Origin of the sequence: Brachybacterium subflavum (genome assembly GCF_009299795.1) — a bacterium.
GTDB lineage: Bacteria > Actinomycetota > Actinomycetes > Actinomycetales > Dermabacteraceae > Brachybacterium > Brachybacterium subflavum.
This window is the reverse complement of sequence record NZ_VIGP01000003.1, coordinates 163,356-178,809: the sequence shown is the minus strand read 5'-3', so window position 1 is coordinate 178,809 and position 15,454 is coordinate 163,356. Positions and strand designations below refer to the sequence as shown.

General features: G+C 73.2%; 16 protein-coding genes. 8 read left to right on the top strand and 8 right to left on the bottom strand.

Going from position 1 to position 15,454, the window contains the following annotated elements:
* The first annotated feature begins 5 nt into the window (after positions 1-5).
* From modA to fdhD, 4 genes are read left to right on the top strand one after another with little or no spacing between them, the layout of a single operon-like run.
* Positions 6-809: a molybdate ABC transporter substrate-binding protein gene (gene modA / locus FHG10_RS07860; protein WP_152352785.1), complete on the top strand. Its 804-nt coding sequence runs from the start codon at positions 6-8 to the stop codon at positions 807-809.
* Entirely contained in the window at positions 806-1,594 is a 789-nt protein-coding gene (locus tag FHG10_RS07855) for an ABC transporter permease (RefSeq protein WP_227488116.1), read from the top strand. Before modA ends, FHG10_RS07855 begins: the two co-directional genes overlap by 4 nt.
* A complete protein-coding gene (locus tag FHG10_RS07850) occupies positions 1,591-2,778 on the top strand; it encodes a sulfate/molybdate ABC transporter ATP-binding protein (RefSeq protein ID WP_152352784.1) in 1,188 nt (395 codons plus the stop codon). Before FHG10_RS07855 ends, FHG10_RS07850 begins: the two co-directional genes overlap by 4 nt.
* A gap of 48 nt (positions 2,779-2,826) precedes the next feature.
* Complete coding sequence (gene fdhD, locus FHG10_RS07845; RefSeq protein WP_152352783.1) at positions 2,827-3,747, top strand: formate dehydrogenase accessory sulfurtransferase FdhD; 921 nt, start codon at positions 2,827-2,829, stop codon at positions 3,745-3,747.
* Here fdhD and FHG10_RS07840 read toward each other — a convergent pair.
* Positions 3,723-4,607 carry a helix-turn-helix domain-containing protein gene (locus FHG10_RS07840; protein ID WP_227488115.1) on the bottom strand — a complete coding sequence of 295 codons (885 nt, stop codon included), beginning with the start codon at positions 4,605-4,607 and terminating at the stop codon, positions 3,723-3,725. The genes fdhD and FHG10_RS07840 overlap by 25 nt on opposite strands.
* Before the next feature lie 48 nt (positions 4,608-4,655).
* On the opposite strand from FHG10_RS07840, the gene FHG10_RS07835 reads away from it, so the two are divergent.
* Together FHG10_RS07835 and FHG10_RS07830 are read left to right on the top strand one after the other, a co-directional pair.
* A complete protein-coding gene (locus FHG10_RS07835) occupies positions 4,656-5,000 on the top strand; it encodes a VOC family protein (protein WP_227488114.1) in 345 nt (114 codons plus the stop codon).
* A gap of 83 nt (positions 5,001-5,083) precedes the next feature.
* Entirely contained in the window at positions 5,084-5,611 is a 528-nt protein-coding gene (locus tag FHG10_RS07830; RefSeq protein WP_152352781.1) for a GNAT family N-acetyltransferase, read from the top strand.
* Positions 5,612-5,625: 14 nt separating this feature from the next.
* On the opposite strand, the gene rsmD is transcribed toward FHG10_RS07830, so the two are convergent.
* Positions 5,626-6,204: a 16S rRNA (guanine(966)-N(2))-methyltransferase RsmD gene (rsmD, locus tag FHG10_RS07825; RefSeq protein WP_152352780.1), complete on the bottom strand. Its 579-nt coding sequence runs from the start codon at positions 6,202-6,204 to the stop codon at positions 5,626-5,628.
* Position 6,205: 1 nt separating this feature from the next.
* Positions 6,206-8,461 carry an ATP-dependent DNA helicase RecG gene (locus tag FHG10_RS07820; RefSeq protein ID WP_152352779.1) on the bottom strand — a complete coding sequence of 752 codons (2,256 nt, stop codon included), beginning with the start codon at positions 8,459-8,461 and terminating at the stop codon, positions 6,206-6,208.
* A gap of 296 nt (positions 8,462-8,757) precedes the next feature.
* Here FHG10_RS07820 and rpmB point away from each other — a divergent pair, with 296 nt between their 5' ends.
* Together rpmB and FHG10_RS07810 are read left to right on the top strand one after the other, a co-directional pair.
* Positions 8,758-8,952: a 50S ribosomal protein L28 gene (rpmB, locus tag FHG10_RS07815; protein ID WP_152352778.1), complete on the top strand. Its 195-nt coding sequence runs from the start codon at positions 8,758-8,760 to the stop codon at positions 8,950-8,952.
* Positions 8,953-9,081: 129 nt separating this feature from the next.
* On the top strand, positions 9,082-9,792 hold the full coding sequence (locus FHG10_RS07810) for an HAD family hydrolase (RefSeq protein ID WP_152352777.1): 711 nt from the start codon (positions 9,082-9,084) through the stop codon (positions 9,790-9,792).
* A gap of 58 nt (positions 9,793-9,850) precedes the next feature.
* Here the strand turns inward: FHG10_RS07810 and FHG10_RS07805 are convergent, their stop codons facing one another.
* From FHG10_RS07805 to FHG10_RS07785, 5 genes are read right to left on the bottom strand one after another with little or no spacing between them, the layout of a single operon-like run.
* Positions 9,851-11,209: an LLM class flavin-dependent oxidoreductase gene (locus FHG10_RS07805; RefSeq protein WP_152352776.1), complete on the bottom strand. Its 1,359-nt coding sequence runs from the start codon at positions 11,207-11,209 to the stop codon at positions 9,851-9,853.
* The gene (locus FHG10_RS07800; protein ID WP_193636234.1) at positions 11,206-12,267 is read right to left on the bottom strand and encodes an LLM class flavin-dependent oxidoreductase; all 1,062 of its coding nucleotides are present in this window, start codon (positions 12,265-12,267) and stop codon (positions 11,206-11,208) included. The genes FHG10_RS07805 and FHG10_RS07800 overlap by 4 nt, the downstream gene beginning before the upstream one ends.
* Entirely contained in the window at positions 12,264-13,379 is a 1,116-nt protein-coding gene (locus FHG10_RS07795) for a transporter substrate-binding domain-containing protein (RefSeq protein WP_227488113.1), read from the bottom strand. Before FHG10_RS07795 ends, FHG10_RS07800 begins: the two co-directional genes overlap by 4 nt.
* The gene (locus tag FHG10_RS07790) at positions 13,376-14,233 is read right to left on the bottom strand and encodes an amino acid ABC transporter ATP-binding protein (protein ID WP_152352774.1); all 858 of its coding nucleotides are present in this window, start codon (positions 14,231-14,233) and stop codon (positions 13,376-13,378) included. The genes FHG10_RS07795 and FHG10_RS07790 overlap by 4 nt, the downstream gene beginning before the upstream one ends.
* Positions 14,230-15,336 (bottom strand): amino acid ABC transporter permease, encoded by a 1,107-nt coding sequence (locus FHG10_RS07785; protein WP_227488112.1) that lies wholly within the window; start codon positions 15,334-15,336, stop codon positions 14,230-14,232. The genes FHG10_RS07790 and FHG10_RS07785 overlap by 4 nt, the downstream gene beginning before the upstream one ends.
* Between the last annotated feature and the right edge of the window lie 118 nt (positions 15,337-15,454).

Below are 15,454 nucleotides of genomic sequence, written 5' to 3'. Positions count from 1 at the left end.
ACCCCATGTCCCTGTCGACCACCGCCCGCCTGCGCGCCGCCGGTGCGCTCCTCGCCGTCACCGCCTTCGCTCTCGCCGGGTGCTCGGGCTCGGGCTCGAGCAACTCTGCGGCCTCGGACTCCGGCGACGGCTCCACGAAGACGATCACGATCTTCGCGGCCGCCTCGCTCCAGGGGCCCTTGGACACCGTCGCCGAGGACTTCACGAAGGCGCACCCCGAGTACGAGGTGAAGCCGATCGTGTACGACGGCTCGCAGGCTCTCGCCACGCAGGCGATCGACGGGGCGGACGTCGACGTGCTCGCCTTCGCCTCCGAGAAGAGCCTCGAGCCCGTCACCGAGGCCGGCATCACCGACGACTCGAAGATCTTCGCGACCAACACGCTGGAGATCGCCGTGGCACCCGGGAACCCCAAGGGCATCAAGACCTTCAAGGACCTCACGACGTCCGGCGTCTCCGTCGTCACCTGCGCCTCCGAGGTCCCCTGCGGCCAGGCCACCGACAAGGTCGAGGAGGCCACCGGCGTGACGCTGAAGCCGGTGAGCGAGGAGACCAACGTGACCAGCGTCGTCAACCGCGTCTCCGAGGGCGAGGCGGACGCGGGCCTGGTCTACACCACCGATGTCACCGCCGCGGCCGACACGCTCGAGGGCGTCGACTTCCCCGAGTCCGACGAGGCCGTGAACAAGTACCCGGTGGCGGTGAGCACCAAGGCCAAGGATCCCGAGGGCGCCCAGGCCTTCGAGGACTACCTGCTCTCCGACGACGGCCAGAAGGTGCTCGACGAGGCGGGCTTCGGCGCGCCGTGAGACCTCCCGTCTGGCTGCGGACCATCGCCCTGGTGGGCCTCGCCGTGCTGGTGCTGCCGCTCGCCGGGATGCTCACCCGGGTGCACTGGTCCACTCTCGGCGAGGACCTGGTCGCCCCCTCGACGATGACGGCGCTCTGGCTCTCGCTGCTCACCGCCCTCTGCTCGACGATCGCGTGCCTGGTCCTGGGCTTCCCGCTCGCGTTCCTCATCGCCCGCGCGTCCTCGCGCACGGCCGCGGTGCTGCGCGCCGCCGTGATGGTCCCGCTCGTCCTGCCGCCGATGGTGGGTGGCCTCGCCCTGCTGTCCCTTCTCGGCCGTTCGGGCGTGATCGGGAGGCCGATCTTCGAGGCCACCGGCTTCTCCCTGCCGTACATGACGGCGGGCGTGGTCGTCGCCCAGACCTTCGTCGCCATGCCGTTCCTCGTCATCACCCTCGAGGGCGTGCTGCGCACCTCCGGGCAGGGCCATGAGCGCGTCGCCGCCTCGCTCGGCGCGAGCCGCTGGCGCGTGCTCACCCGCGTCACCCTGCCGCTGGTGACGCCCGGCCTGGTCGCGGGGACGGTGCTCGCCTTCGCGCGTGCCATGGGCGAGTTCGGGGCGACCGCCCTGTTCGCGGGCAACTCCGAGGGCGTCACCCGCACGATGCCCCTCGCGATCTACACGGCGTACAACGGGGTCGGCGTGAGCCAGGACTCCGCCCTCGCACTGTCGCTGCTGCTTCTGGTGAGCGCCGTGGTCATCGTCGCCGGCCTGCGCTCCTGGCGCGAGGAGGCCGTGCGGTGAGCGCGGGATCGGAGCGTCCGACGGGCGCGGGCCTCGCCGCCGATCTCGTGGTCCGCCGCGAGAGCTTCGACGTGCGCGCCCGCCTCGAGGTGCCCCCGGGCGGCCGCCTGGCTCTCCTCGGTCCGAACGGGGCCGGGAAGTCCACGATCCTCGGCGCCCTCGCCGGCGCCGTCCCGCTCGCCGACGGACGCGTCGCCGTCACCGAGAGCAGTGGCGAGCAGGTGCGGGAGCGCGTGCTCGACGCCCCCGGTCGCCGCAGCGTCCCCACGCATCTGCGCGGCATCACCCTGCTCGAGCAGCGTCCGCTGCTGTTCCCCCACCTGGACCTGGTCGCGAACGTTGCCTTCGGTCCGCGGGCGCGCGGCACGGGCCGGCGCCCGGCCCGCGCGCTCGCCCTGGACTGGCTCGACCGGGTGGGGCTCGCCGACCGCGCCGCCCAGCGCCCGCACCGACTCTCGGGGGGTCAGCAGCAGCGCGTGGCCCTCGCCCGGGCTTTCGCCGCCGGCCCCTCGGTGATCCTGCTCGACGAGCCTTTCGCGGCCCTCGACGCGGAGTCCACCCCGCGCGTGCGCGGGCTCCTCACGCGCGAGCTCGCCCGCACCGGCACCACGGCGCTGCTGGTCACCCACCAGCTCAGCGACGCCTGGGACCTGGCCGACCGCTGCGTGGTGCTCGAGTCCGGCACGATCCGCGAGCGCACCGCCCCCGAGCAGATCGCGACGTCCCCGCGCAGCCGCTTCGGCGCCCGCCTCGCAGGCTTCGGCGTCATCGAGGGCACGTGCGCGGCCGGGGAGGGCGGTGCGGCGGGCGCGGCCCTCCGTGTGGGCGGCGCGCTGCTGGCCGGCGCGCCCGATCCCGACGCCCCTCCGCGTCGGGGCGAGAGCGCCCTGGGCATCGCCGCCCCGGAGGACGTCGATCTGCTGCCGCTCGACGTCGGGGCCGCGGCGGGCGTCGGCGACGACCGCCGGGGCCCGTCGGGTGTGGTCGGCCAGGTCATCGGGGTGCAGGCGAGCGCTGGGCGCGTCCGCGTCGAGGCCGACAACGGCCTGGTCGCGCAGGTGTCCCCCGACGCCGCCGCACAGGCCACCGGCAGCGGCCGGCCGGTCGTCGGCTGCCGGCTCCGCTTCGCCCCGCGCGCCCTGCGCCTCGTGCAGGACTGCCGCCAGGACGAGCCCGCCCGCTGAGCTCGGCCGCTCCTGCCTCGACGAAGGGCCCGGCGTACCCTGAGCGGCATGGGTCGCATCACCGCCAGCCGTCCGATCACCCGCATCCGCCTCGGGTACGGCAGCACTCGCAGGCCCGACACGCTCGCGGTCGAGGAGCCCCTCGAGATCCGCGCGAACGGACGCCCGGTCGCGGTCACGATGCGCACACCCGGCCACGATGTCGAGCTCGCCACCGGCTTCTTCCTCTCCGAGGGGATCATCCGCGGTGCGCGTGACGTCGTGCAGGCGATCCACTGCGGCGGCCCGGGCACGGGCGGCGAGGTCAACACGTACAACGTGCTGGGCGTGACGCTCGCCCCGCACGTGCCGCCGGCCTCGGAGGCGACCGAGCGGAACTTCTATACGACCAGCTCGTGCGGGGTGTGCGGGAAGGCGAGCATCGACGCCGTCCGCACCGTCTCCGCCTTCGGCGTCACCGACGACGACCTCCGCATCGCCCCCGAGCTCATCGCCTCCCTGCCCGACACGCTGCGCGAGCACCAGGACGTCTTCGACAAGACCGGCGGGCTGCACGCGGCGGGGCTGTTCGACGCCGCGAGCGGTGAGCTGCTCGTGCTGCGCGAGGACGTCGGGCGGCACAACGCCGTCGACAAGGTCGTGGGCTGGGCCGCGCAGAACGGCCGCCTGCCCGCGCGCGGCACGATCCTGCAGGTCTCGGGCCGGGCGAGCTTCGAACTGGTCCAGAAGGCCGTGATGGCCGGGATCCCCGTGCTCTCCGCGGTCTCCGCTCCCTCGTCCCTCGCGGTCGAGCTCGCCGTCGAGTCCGGACTGACCCTCGCGGGATTCGTGCGCGGTCCGCGGCTGAACGTCTACTCGCGGCCGGAGAGGGTGCTCGAGCCGGTCGCGGAGGAGCAGAGCGCAGGCACGGGCCGGGCGCTCCCCGGCGGGCGCGGCGCGCCGGATCAGCCGGAGGCCCTCCGGGCGTAGCGGGCCGGGGTCTCGCCGGTGACGGCCCGGAAGTCGCGGATGAAGTGCGACTGGTCGAACCAGCCCAGCGCGGAGGCGATGTCGCTCAGCGAGCGCGGGTCCCCGCGATCGAGCGCGGCCGTCGCGTCGATCACCCGGGCCCTCACGAGCATCCTCTTCACCCCGACTCCGAGCCCTCGGTCGAAGAGCCGCTGGAGCGTGCGCGCCGAGACACCGCTGCGACGTTCCAGATCAGCGAGCGAGTGCGTCGGCGACTCCTCGATGATCTGCAGGAGGCGACGCAGCGCCGGAGCCTCGGACGGCTCCGTCGGCCCGCGCTCGAGGAGCCAGTCGTCCAGCCGCGGCGCCGCGGACACCGCGTCCTCTGGCAGGGCGCCCGCCCGCTCATCGGCGACCAGGTGCAGCGTGGCTCCGCCGAACCACTGCACGGCGGGGACGGTGCGATCGCGCAGTGGACGGAGATCCTGCGTCGTGAACGCGCGCGTCCCGCCAAGCGCGAACTTCACGCCCACCACGCTGCCGCTGCCGGTCAGGCGGACGTCGAAGCGTCCGCGGGTCACGGGGCCGGTGATCCAGACGCCCGCTCCCCTCGTGGCGTCCGCGGCATCCGTGCCGTCCCGCTGCACGCCGCCGCGTTCGACGGTGAGGTTGATCGACGGATCGTCGAGGGTCGCGACCGGGAAGGTCTCCCCGTCCTCCAGGTCCCAGCGTACCGACCAGTACCGTTCCACCCAGGGCCGCAGCGCGGCGCACGGCCGGGCGAAGTCGTAGCGCGCACGGTCCAGGAGCTCCTCGGGGCGCAGCACATGGCCGTACATGTGCGAAGGTGTCGCCTTCGTCCTATCGGCGTCCGTGCCCATGACGGCAGTCTTCCACCCATGGACGCTACCGCCGTTGCACGCCTTGCCATGACGACACTCGACGCCTCCGACACCGAACCGGAGGCACGCTTCTGGTCCGAGGTGCTCGGGTGGCCGATCGCCGCACTGACCGAGGACTACGCGATGCTGACCGGCCCCTCGGGGGCGCTCGGCATCGGCCGCATCCCCGACCACGTGCGCTCGAGCTGGCCGGATGACGGCCGCAAGCAGTTCCACTTCGACCTCGCCGCCTCCGACCCGCAGGCCGCCGCGGACCGATGCGTCGAGCTCGGCGCCACCCGCGTCGACCCCCAGCCCGGGGAGACCTGGATCGTGCTGCAGGACCCGGCCGGGCACTTCTTCTGCCTGACCGATGAGAAGAACTGGGGCTGAGCTCGAACCGGGGCCGGGAGCCGACCGAGGGCCCAGAGCGATCGGGGCCGACGACGGGAGAGGGGCGCGCCATACTGGCGCACATGCCCGATTCCCCGAATCCGCCCGCACGGTCCGCGTTCACGATCGACGTGCCGGTCCTCGCCGATGCCGACGCCCTCGCGGCGCTGCACACGCGCGTGTGGCGCGAGGCGTACACGGGGATCGTGCCCTCCTTCGCCTACGACGACGCCGCGCTCGGCAGGCGCCGCATCATGTGGCGCCGGATGCTCGATCCCGAGCGCGAGCGGACCACGCGCGAGCACCTGCGGATCGGCCGTGACGCCGACGGCGCGCCCGTCGGATTCCTGAGGATCGGCACCGCCCGCGACGAGGATGCTCCGCTCCCGCTCGAGCTGCAGGCGCTGAACGTGGGCCGGGAGTTCCACGGCACCGGCCTGGCGCAGGCGCTGGTCGCGGAGCTGCTGGGCGATCGGTCCGCCTACCTGTGGGTGGTCGAGGACAATCCGCGCGCCCGCCGCTTCTACGAGAAGGTGGGCTTCCGGGCCGACGGCGGCACGAAGGTCGATCCCGCTCTGGACGACCTCCGGGAGATCCGCATGTCCCGCTGAGCGGGCGCTTCCCGTCAGTCGGTCGCGGGCCCGCCGTACTGCAGGACGGTCTCACCGTAGGTCTTGGTGCCGTCGTCGGCCCAGCCCTCGGGCCAGGCGAGCGGTCGGGAGCGGCTCGAGCGCTCGATCACCACGAGCGCATCGTCCGTGAGCGCGGGGCGCAGCGTGATGAGCAGCTCCTCGAGCGCCTCGGTGGGCAGGTCGTAGGGCGGGTCGAGCATCACGAGCGAGAATCGCCCGTCGGCCGGTGCGCCGGTCTCCGCGAGATGCGCCGCGACCTGTTCGGCCTTCCCGGTGCGCACCGTGCAGCGCGCGGAGAGGCCGAGCCGACCGGCGGTCGTGCCGAGCTGTCGCGCCGTCGGCCCGTGCATCTCGACCAGCAGCGCCGACTCCGCGCCGCGGGAGAGCGCTTCGAAGGCGAGCGTCCCGGTGCCGGCGAACAGGTCGAGCACGCGCGCGCCGCGCAGGGCGTCCCACCCCTCGAGCCGGGAGAAGAGAGCCTCGCGGACCCTGTCGGAGGTGGGGCGCGTGCCCTTCCCCGGGGGCCCCGGGATAGTGCGCCCGCCCAGCTCGCCGGCGATGATGCGCGGCATCTCAGCTCCTCTCCACGTTCGGGTCCGCGTCGCGCAGGCGGCGCTCGACGGCCGCCGCGAGCTGCGGATGGTCCTCGAGGTCGACGTCGCCGGCGACCAGGTCGAAGGCGATGCCGCGGGCCCGCGCGATGATCTTCTCGTCGCGCAGCACGTCCAGGTGCTCCAGGGTGCGGTGCAGACCGGACTGCTCCTCCCCCACCAGATCGCCCGTCCCGCGCCGGCGCATGTCGATCTCCGCGAGCTCGAAGCCGTCGGTCGTCGCGGCGATCTTCGCGAGCAGCTCGGAGGTCTCCGAGCCGTGCGGCGCGCGGGTGTCGAAGAAGGCGATGCCGGGATGCTCGCCGCGGCCGATGCGCCCGCGCAGCTGGTGCAGCTGGGAGATGCCGAAGCGCTCGGCGTCCATCACGACCATCACGGACGCATTGGGCAGGTCCACCCCCACCTCGATGACGGTGGTCGCGACCAGGAGGTCCAGCTCACCCGCGACCATGGCGTCCATGACCTCCTGCTTCTCCTGCGCGGAGAGCCGGCCGTGCATGACGCCGATGCGCGCGCCGCGCAGCTGGGGCCGACGGGCCAGGCGCTCGGCCGTCTGGGTGACGCCGCGCGGCTCGAGGCCCGGGTCGGTCCCGCTGGGGAGGTCCTCGAAGACCTCGCCCATGATCTCCACGTCGGCCGTCTCCTCGCGCTCGTCGATCCGAGCGCAGACCACGAACGCCTGGCGGCCGGCGCCGATCTCCTCGGCGGTCCGCGCCCACATGCGGGACTCCCACGCCGGGTCCTCCTCGTGAACGACATGGGTGGTGATGCCGGGGCGCCCGCCGGGGCTCTGGGTGAGGCTGAGGACGTCGAGGTCCCCGGCGGTCGCGAGCGCGGCGGTGCGCGGGATGGGGGTCGCGGTCATGACGATGACGTGGGGGTTCTTGCCGTCGGCCCCCTTCGTGCGCAGCCGCCTGCGGTGGTCCACGCCGAAGCGGTGCTGCTCGTCGATCACGACGAGGCCGAGCGCCGCGTACTCGACGGACTCCGTGAGCAGCGCATGGGTGCCGACGATGATGCCGGCCTCGCCGCTGGTGATGTCGAGGAGGGTGCGCCGGCGGTCGGCGACGGACTGCGAGCCCGTCAGCAGGCGCACGCGCGTGGCATCGGGATGGGCGTGCATGTGGTCGGCGCGCCCGAGGTCGCCGAGGAGGTTGAGGATGGTGCGGTGGTGCTGCTCGGCGAGGACCTCGGTGGGGGCGAGCAGTACCGCCTGGTGGCCGGAGTCCACGGCCTGGAGCATCGCGCGCAGCGCGACCACGGTCTTCCCGGAGCCGACGTCGCCCTGGAGCAGCACGTTGGTGGGCCGCGAGCGCGCGAGCTCGTGGTGGATCGCCTCCCCGACCTCGGCCTGGCTCGCGGTGAGCGTGAAGGGCAGGCGCTCGTCGAGCAGCGGCTGCAGCGGGCCGCTCGCGCGGAGGGCCGGCGCGGGCGTGCGTGCGTCGAAGGCGCGGCGCTGCGCGAAGATCGTCTGCAGGATGAAGGCCTCCTCGAAGACGAGGTGCCTCCTGCCGCGCTCGGTCCCGACCATGTCCTGCGGGGTGTGGATCAGGCGCATCGCCTCGGGGAGGCTGGGCAGGTGCTCGGCGGCGCGCACGGTGGGCGGGAGGATCGTGGTGAGCTGGTCGGCGAACTCCACGGCCTTGCCGTAGGCCGAACGCAGCGTGGCCTGCTTGGCCTTCTTGCGCAGCCGGTAGACGGGGAGCGGCCTCATCAGCCGCGCCCGCGCCTCCGCGCTGCCGTCGTACGGCTCATAGCGGGGGTTCGTGATCTGCGGGAGGCCCTGGTGGAAGCGGGCGTCGAAGTGGACCGTGCCGAAGACGACGATGCGGGTGCCGGGAGCGAGGTGCTCCTGGTGCCAGCGCACGATGTGGTCCTTGGGCAGGAAGAACGTAAGGGTGAGCTGCGCGTTCTCGTCTGCCACGCGGACCTCGAGGATCGAGCCGGGCCTGCGCTTCATGCGGCGGGCCTGCGAGCCGACGACGCGAACGATCACCGTGGCGTCGTCCCCCTCGCGCAGAGCGCCCAGGTCGCGCAGCTCGCCGGGGACGATGTAGCGCAGCGGGGTCAGGCGCAGCATGTCGTCGAGGTCCTCCGCGCCCTGCGCGCGGACGGCCCTCAGCTCGCCGGCCGTGAGGAGCTCGGAGAGCTCGGGCACGCCGGAGGAGCGCCGCGGTGCGCGCGCCGCGCGGCCCGTGCCGCTCGCGTCAGTGTCCATGGTGCGCCGTCCTCCTCCCCGTTCCCTGCCCTGGGTCCCGTTACCGGCCTTCGCCTGCAGGGATGCGTGCGGGACAATGGTGCCACCTGCGCGTGGCCCTGTGTCTGAATCCACAGCGCGCACCGGCCTCCGCGCTTCCGGCGCCCGACGGGCGTGGGCTATGCTGTCGGAGTTGCCTTGCGCGGCCGCTGTCCTGTGGTCGACCACGGTATGCGAACCCTCCGACGATCGAGCGTCGGCCGGGGCGCGTCCGGCGGGCGAGGCACCCGCAACGATTCGATCTTCAGGAGACGACAGTGGCTTCCACGTGTGACATCTGCGCCAAGGGCCCGAGCTTCGGCAAGAGCGTGTCCCACTCGCACCGCCGCACCTCGCGCCGCTGGAACCCGAACATCCAGACCGTGCGCACCGTGATCAACGGCACCCCCACGCGCCTCAGCGTCTGCACCTCCTGCCTCAAGGCCGGCAAGGTGCAGAAGGTCGGCGCCTGAGCAGGACGCGCTCGGCCCTCGCGGCCAGGCCATCCCCGGGTTTCCCCGTCGAAGCCCCCACCATCCGGTGGGGGCTTCCGTGCGTCCGGGGCCCGTCGCCCGTCGCCCTTCGCCACGTACTCTGATCCGATGGCCGACGCACTCGCAGGGTTCCGCGCCCTCCTCGCCGAGGGCGGTGTCCGCGTCGCCGTGAGCGATCTCGACGGCGTCCTGCGACTGTTCGACACCATGTCCTGGGAGGCGCTGGACGATCAGCTCGGCCTGCCCCACGGCTCGGCCTTCCGCGCGGTGCTACGCGATCCCCTGCTCGAGGCGGTCGCACGGGGCCGCGCCACGCATGCGGCATGGCGGGCGTCCATCCGCTCCACGCTCCGTGCGCAGGGCGTCCCGGCGGACCGGGCCCGTGCCGCCGTCGCCGCCTGGGCCGACGACCGGGGGCACCTCGACACGGACGTGCTCGATCTGCTGCTGGACGCGCAGCGCAGCGGGATCGAGGTCTTCGTCTTCACCAACGGCACCGACCGGGTCCGCGAGGAGCTGGAGGACCTGTCCGCGCACGATGCTGCCGCCCGGAGCGATCGCCCCTCTCGTGCCGTCGGTGCCGCGGCGAGCCGATTCCGCGACCTCGTGGACCCGCGGGGCGAGAGGGTCCTGAACACGGCGGAGCTCGGCGAGGCGAAGCCCGACGGCGCTGCCTTCGCCGCAGCCCACGGGCGCATCGAGAGCGTGCTCGGCCGGGACGTGCCGCGAGAGGCCGTCGCCTTCCTCGACGACAGCCCGCACCACACGGACGCCGCCCTCCGGTTCGGCTGGCGCGCCGTGACGCTGTGTCGATCCTGACCCGACGCCCCGGGATCCGGGCTCTGGGCCCGGATCCCGCCGGCCGTCCCGCGCCGCCTCACGCGAGCCCGGGCAGCCCCAGGTTCTCGCGGAGGGTCGTCCCCGAGTACTCGGTCGGGTAGACGCCGCGCTCCTGGAGGCGGGGCACGAGCTCGTCGACGATGTCGTCGATGCCGCCGGGGATCACCCACGGGGTGATGTTCAGTCCGTCGATCGCGCCCCAGCGGGCGTACTCGGCGAGCTGCTCGGCGACGGTGTCGTAGGAGCCGGTGAAGCTGCTGCCGCGAGAGCCCTGGCGGGAGCGCGCGAACTCGAGGATGGACAGGCCCTTGTCGGCCGCTTCCTCGCGCCAGGCGCGCGTGAGCTCCTGGGCCTTCTCGAACTGGAAGCCGGCACCGCGGGTGACCCCGGACTCGACGACCAGGGGGTCCGCGTCGGGCAGCGGCCCGTCGGGGTCGTAGGCGGTGAGGTCGCGGCCCCAGTACTGCTCGAGCAGCGCGATCGCCTGCTGCGGGCCCACCTGCTGCTCGCGCACCCAGCGCAGCTTGTCCTCGGCCTCGGCGTCGGTCGCGGCGAGGATGAACTCGGCGCCGGGGAAGATCTGAACCGACTCGGCCGAGCGGCCCGCGGCGAGCGTGCGCTCGACGATGTCGCGGCGGAAGACGATCGCCCGTTCCAGATCGCCGAACGGAGAGAAGATGACGTCGGCCGTGCGGGCGGCGAAGTCGCGTCCCTGCGGGGAGACGCCGGCCTGGAAGAGCACCGGCTCCCCCTGGCGGGATCGCGGCAGCTTCCCGCTCGCACGCACGTGGTAGTGGTTGCCGTCGTGGTCCACGTCCTCGCCGCGCCAGATCCGGCGGGCCACGTCGACGAAGGCCTCGGCGTGCTCGTAGCGCTCGGCGTGGTCGATGTACCCGCCGCGGCGGAAGTTCTCGCCGGTCCAGGCGTTGTCGGTGGTGACGATGTTCCAGGCGGCGCGGCCGTCGCTGAGCAGGTCGAGGCTCTGCAGGCGCCGGGCGAGATCCACCGGGTCGTTGTACGTGGTGTTCTGGGTGGCGACCAGGCCGATGTGCGTCGTGATCGAGGCGAGCGCGGCGAGCAGGGTCTGCGCGTCGGGTCGACCGGCGACGTCGAACTCGAGGGGCACGCCCTGGTGCTCGCGCAGGCGCAGCCCCTCCCCCAGGAAGAAGGCGGAGAACACGCCGCGCTCGGCGGTCGTCACGAGGCGCTCGAAGGACTCCCAGGCGACCTGGTCGCCGGCGCCCGGAGCGCGCCAGGCGGTCGAGGAGTTCACGCCCTGGAAGAAGACGCCCAGGCGGATGGTCCCGCTCGGGGTGTGCGCGGCGTGGATGGGGTGGACGGAGTCGGCGGGAGAGGCTGCGGCTCCGGCGGTGGTCTGCTCGGCGGTGGTGCTCATCGAGCGGTCTCCTTCTGGGCAGTGCGCGCGCGGTCCGAACGGCGCGCGGGGTCGATGGTGACGTCGGGGCGCGGGAGTGCGAACTGCTCGCGCAGGGTGGCGCCGGCGCTCGGGGCCGGGGCGACGAGCCCGTCGGCGCGCAGCTGAGCGGCGGCGTCGGCCACGCGCGAGGCGAGCTCGGCGGGTCGGAACGCGTCCTCGTCCGCCTCGGTCTGGTACGACTCCGCGACGTCGTCCGCGGGATCCTCCTGGCCGAGTAGACCGACGAGCCGCACGAGGCGCGGCGCAGTCGGGGCGGCGCCCTCTGCGGCCGCGTCCGCGGACGTCGGGTCGAGACCGGCGCCGACGATCCCGGCCGCGCCGAGCGCCTCGCGGACCGCGCCCGCGATCTCCTGCGCGGTCGCGTCCGCGTCGAGCACGACGTCGACGGCGCGGCCGTCGGCCAGCTGCTCGGCGACCACGTCGCCGACCGCGGCGCGGTCGGCGTCCGCCACGAGCACCGGCAGCAGGCCCTGCGGGGAGCGCGGGGTGATGGAGGGCCCGCGCACGGAGAAGGTCTCCCCCTCGAAGTCGACGTACTGCAGCTTCGCGGCATCGACGTAGACGCCGGTCTCGGCGTCGCGCACCACGGCGTCGTCGCTCCAGGAGTCCCAGACCAGCCGGGCGACGGTGACGACGTCCGTGGTCTCGCGGCGCGCCGCCTCGGGGTCCAGGGCCTCGCGTCCGACGACGTGGGCGGCCTCGTCGTCGGTGCGGGTCTCGACGAGCCAGCCGGCGCGGCCGCCGCTGATGTGGTCGAGGCTCATCAGCTGGGTGGCCAGGTGGAAGGGCTCGACGTCCACGGCGTCGGTGCGGACCACGAGGGACAGCGCGCGCGTCAGCGGGGCGAGGTGGGAGGCGACGTGGATCGGGTGGAGGTCGCCGCGCTCGGCGTCGCCGCTGATGCTCAGGGCGCCGAGTCCGGCAGCGTCGAGCGCCCGGGCGAGGTCGCGCACGACCGCCAGGCGAGCGGGGGTGCTCGGCAGGTCGACGGTCAGGACAGGGGGTGTGGTCGTCACGGATTCTCCTTGGTGTGTGCGCGGCTGGTCTTCACGGCTTCTTCGCTCAGTCCCCAGCGGTCCAGGACCTTCGCGTAGCTGCCCTCCTCGATCGTGGCCTGCAGGGCCTTCGCGTAGACCTCGGCGATGCCGGTGCCGCGCGTGAAAGTCGCCGCGACCAGGGTCTTCCCGGGCGAGAGCTCGTCGATCTTGCCCTGCGTCTCGACGTCGTCGCGGGTGGAGGCCACATAGCTCATGGTCTCGTAGGGGGCGAAATAGGCGTCGACCCGCCCCGCGCCGAGGGCGAGCAGGACGTCGGCGTCGCCGGAGAAGTTCTTGAGCTCGGCCGGGTCCTTGCCGTCCTTCTGGAGCTCCTCGTTCCACCGCATGAGCAGGGCCTCCTGATTGGTCCCGTTGCCCACGGCGATCACGCGGCCGCTCACGGAGTCGGGCTCGCCGAGGCCCAGGCCCGCGCCCTTCTTCACGAGGAAGGTCATGAACGCGCGCCGGTAGGACGCGAAGTCGAAGGTCTGCAGGCGCTCGTCGTTGATGCCGACATTGGAGTGGACGACCTCGAACTCGCCGGCCTTGAGCTTGAGCGGCCAGTTGTCCCAGCTCGTGATGACGAGGTCGAGGTCGAGCCCGAGCTTGTCGGCGGCGAGCTGGGCGATGTCCGGCTCCGAGCCGATGGGGGTCGTGTTGTCGTCGGCCATGAAGCACAGCGGCGGCCCGCCCACCACGGTGGTCGCGACGGTGAGCGTGCCGTCCTCGCGGAAGGACTCGGGCACGGCCTTCGCGAGGTCCTCGTCGACGCCGGTGCGGATCCGCTTCTGCGTCCCGGAGGTGTCGATCGGCGAGGAGCCGCCCGACCCGCCGTCGGAAGCGCCTCCGTCGGACCCGCCCGAGCCCGCGGCGCTGCTCACCGTGGTCGGATCGGCGCAGGCAGCGAGCGCTGCGAGCACGGGCAGGGAGGCAGCGCCGGCGAGGACGCGGCGGCGCGGGAGCCGGGGCCGACGGGGGCCGGCGGGATGCTGGGTCATGGATTCTCCGCTGGGGGCGAGGGCGGTGTGGAAGGCGTGGGCGGCGTGGGGGCTCGCAGAGCCGACCGGGCGCGGCTCGTGCGGGGCGTTCATGCGGCGTGGATGCGCTGCAGGAAGCCGCGCGTGCGCTCGTGCCGGGGCGCGCCGATGACCTGCTCGGGCGGCCCCTGCTCGACGATGCGCCCGCCGTCCATGAAGACGACGTGATCGGCGACGTCGCGCGCGAACGCGATCTCGTGGGTGACGATCAGCAGCGTGGTGCCGGCGCTCGCCAGGTCCCGGATGACGGCGAGCACCTCCTCGACGAGCTCGGGGTCGAGCGCCGAGGTGGGCTCGTCGAAGAGCAGCACCTTGGGGCGCAGGGCGAGGGCGCGGGCGATCGCGACGCGCTGCTGCTGGCCGCCGGAGAGCTGACGCGGGTAGACGCCCGCCTTCGCGCCCAGACCCACGGTCTCCAGGAGCTCGCGGCCGCGCTCGAGGGCCTCGCGCTTGGGGACGCCGAGCGCCCGTCGCGGCGCCTCGGCGACGTTCTGGAGCGCGGTCATGTGGCCGAAGAGGTGGAACTGCTGGAACACCATGCCCACCTCGGTGCGCTGGCGCAGAACCTCCTTCTCGGAGAGCTCGAGCAGCAGGTCGCCGCGGCGGCGGTAGCCCATGATCTCGCCGTCGATCGCGACGACGCCGCGGTCCAGGGCCTCGAGGTGGTCGAGGGTGCGCAGCAGGGTCGACTTGCCCGAGCCGCTGGGTCCGAGGATCGCGGTGACCGTGCCGGGCGCGACGGTGAGGTCGACCCCTCGCAACACCTCGAGGTCGCCGTAGGCCTTGTGGGCTGCGCGGACCTCGACGCGTCCTCCGCGCGGTGCGGCGATCCCGGTGTTCGAGGGTGTCCTGTCGGGAGCAGTGGTCGCCGCGGCGTCGGCGCCGGCGGTGGTCTCGAGCGCGGTCATGCGCGCACCTCCGTGGTCTTTCGGCGCAGGCCCGTGAGGTGCGCGCGCAGGCGCTGCAGCGGGGTGGGCGGCAGCGTGCGCACGGCTCCCTTCGAGAAGTGGCGCTCGATGTAGTACTGGGCGATGGACAGCAGGGAGGTGATGACGATGTACCAGAGTGTCGCGACCATGAGCATCGGCAGCACCTGCTGGGTGCGGCCGTAGATCAGCTGCACGGTGAAGAACAGCTCGGCGTGGGCGATCACGTAGACGATCGCCGTGCCCTTGACCAGGCCGATCACCTCGTTGAACGCCGAGGGCAGGATCGCCCGCATGGCCTGCGGGAGCACGATCCTCAGGTTGCGGTCGCGGGCGGGGATTCCGAGCGCGCTCGCGGCCTCGACCTGCCCGGCGTCGACCGAGAGGATGCCTCCGCGGATGAGCTCGGAGGCGTAGGCCGCCTGGTGCAGGCCCAGGCCCAGCACAGCGGCGACGAGAGGCGTCATGAGGTCGCTCGTGCGCGCGTCGACCAGGCTGATGCCCGTGAACGGGACGCCCACGGTGATGCGGTCGTAGAGGTAGCCGAGGTTGAACCAGATGAGCATCTGCACCAGCAGCGGCGTGGAGCGGAAGATCCAGGAGAACGTCCAGGACAGGCCGGAGGCGAGGCGCGATCTCGAGAGGCGCATGAGCGCGAGCACGAGGCCCAGTCCGAAGCCGAGCACGCCGGAGAGCACGGTGAGCTTCAGGGTCTCGCCGAGTCCGCGGATGATGGAGATGGCGAAGAACCAGCTGCCCACCACGCCCCACTCCCACCGCGGGTTCAGGGCGATGGCGAGGAGCGCGGCGAGAACGAGGACGCCCACGATCGTCACGACGGCGCGGCGCACGGGTCGCCGGTCGGGCGCGACTCGCAGCTGTTCGATCTGCTCCGCGCCCAGCTCGTCGAGCGTGCGGACTGCGGGCGCGGTGCCGCGAGCGGCCGCAGCGCCGACGGTGCCGCGACCCGAGGAGCCGCCCTCGGCACCGTCGTCCTCGCGCGGGCCGGGCATGTCCGAGGCACAGGACTCCTCGCCGCTCGTGCGGAGCGTGCGGGATGCGGCGTCGCGTGCAGTGACGGTCACGGCTGTGCCTTCCGGTCGAGGGGCGGGGCCGACGGTCGTCGGCCGTGGGATGGCGTGGATCTGTGTGAACGCACGTAACACCCCTGTTGCAGTTATGGACCGTATAAGCGAGTCTTTA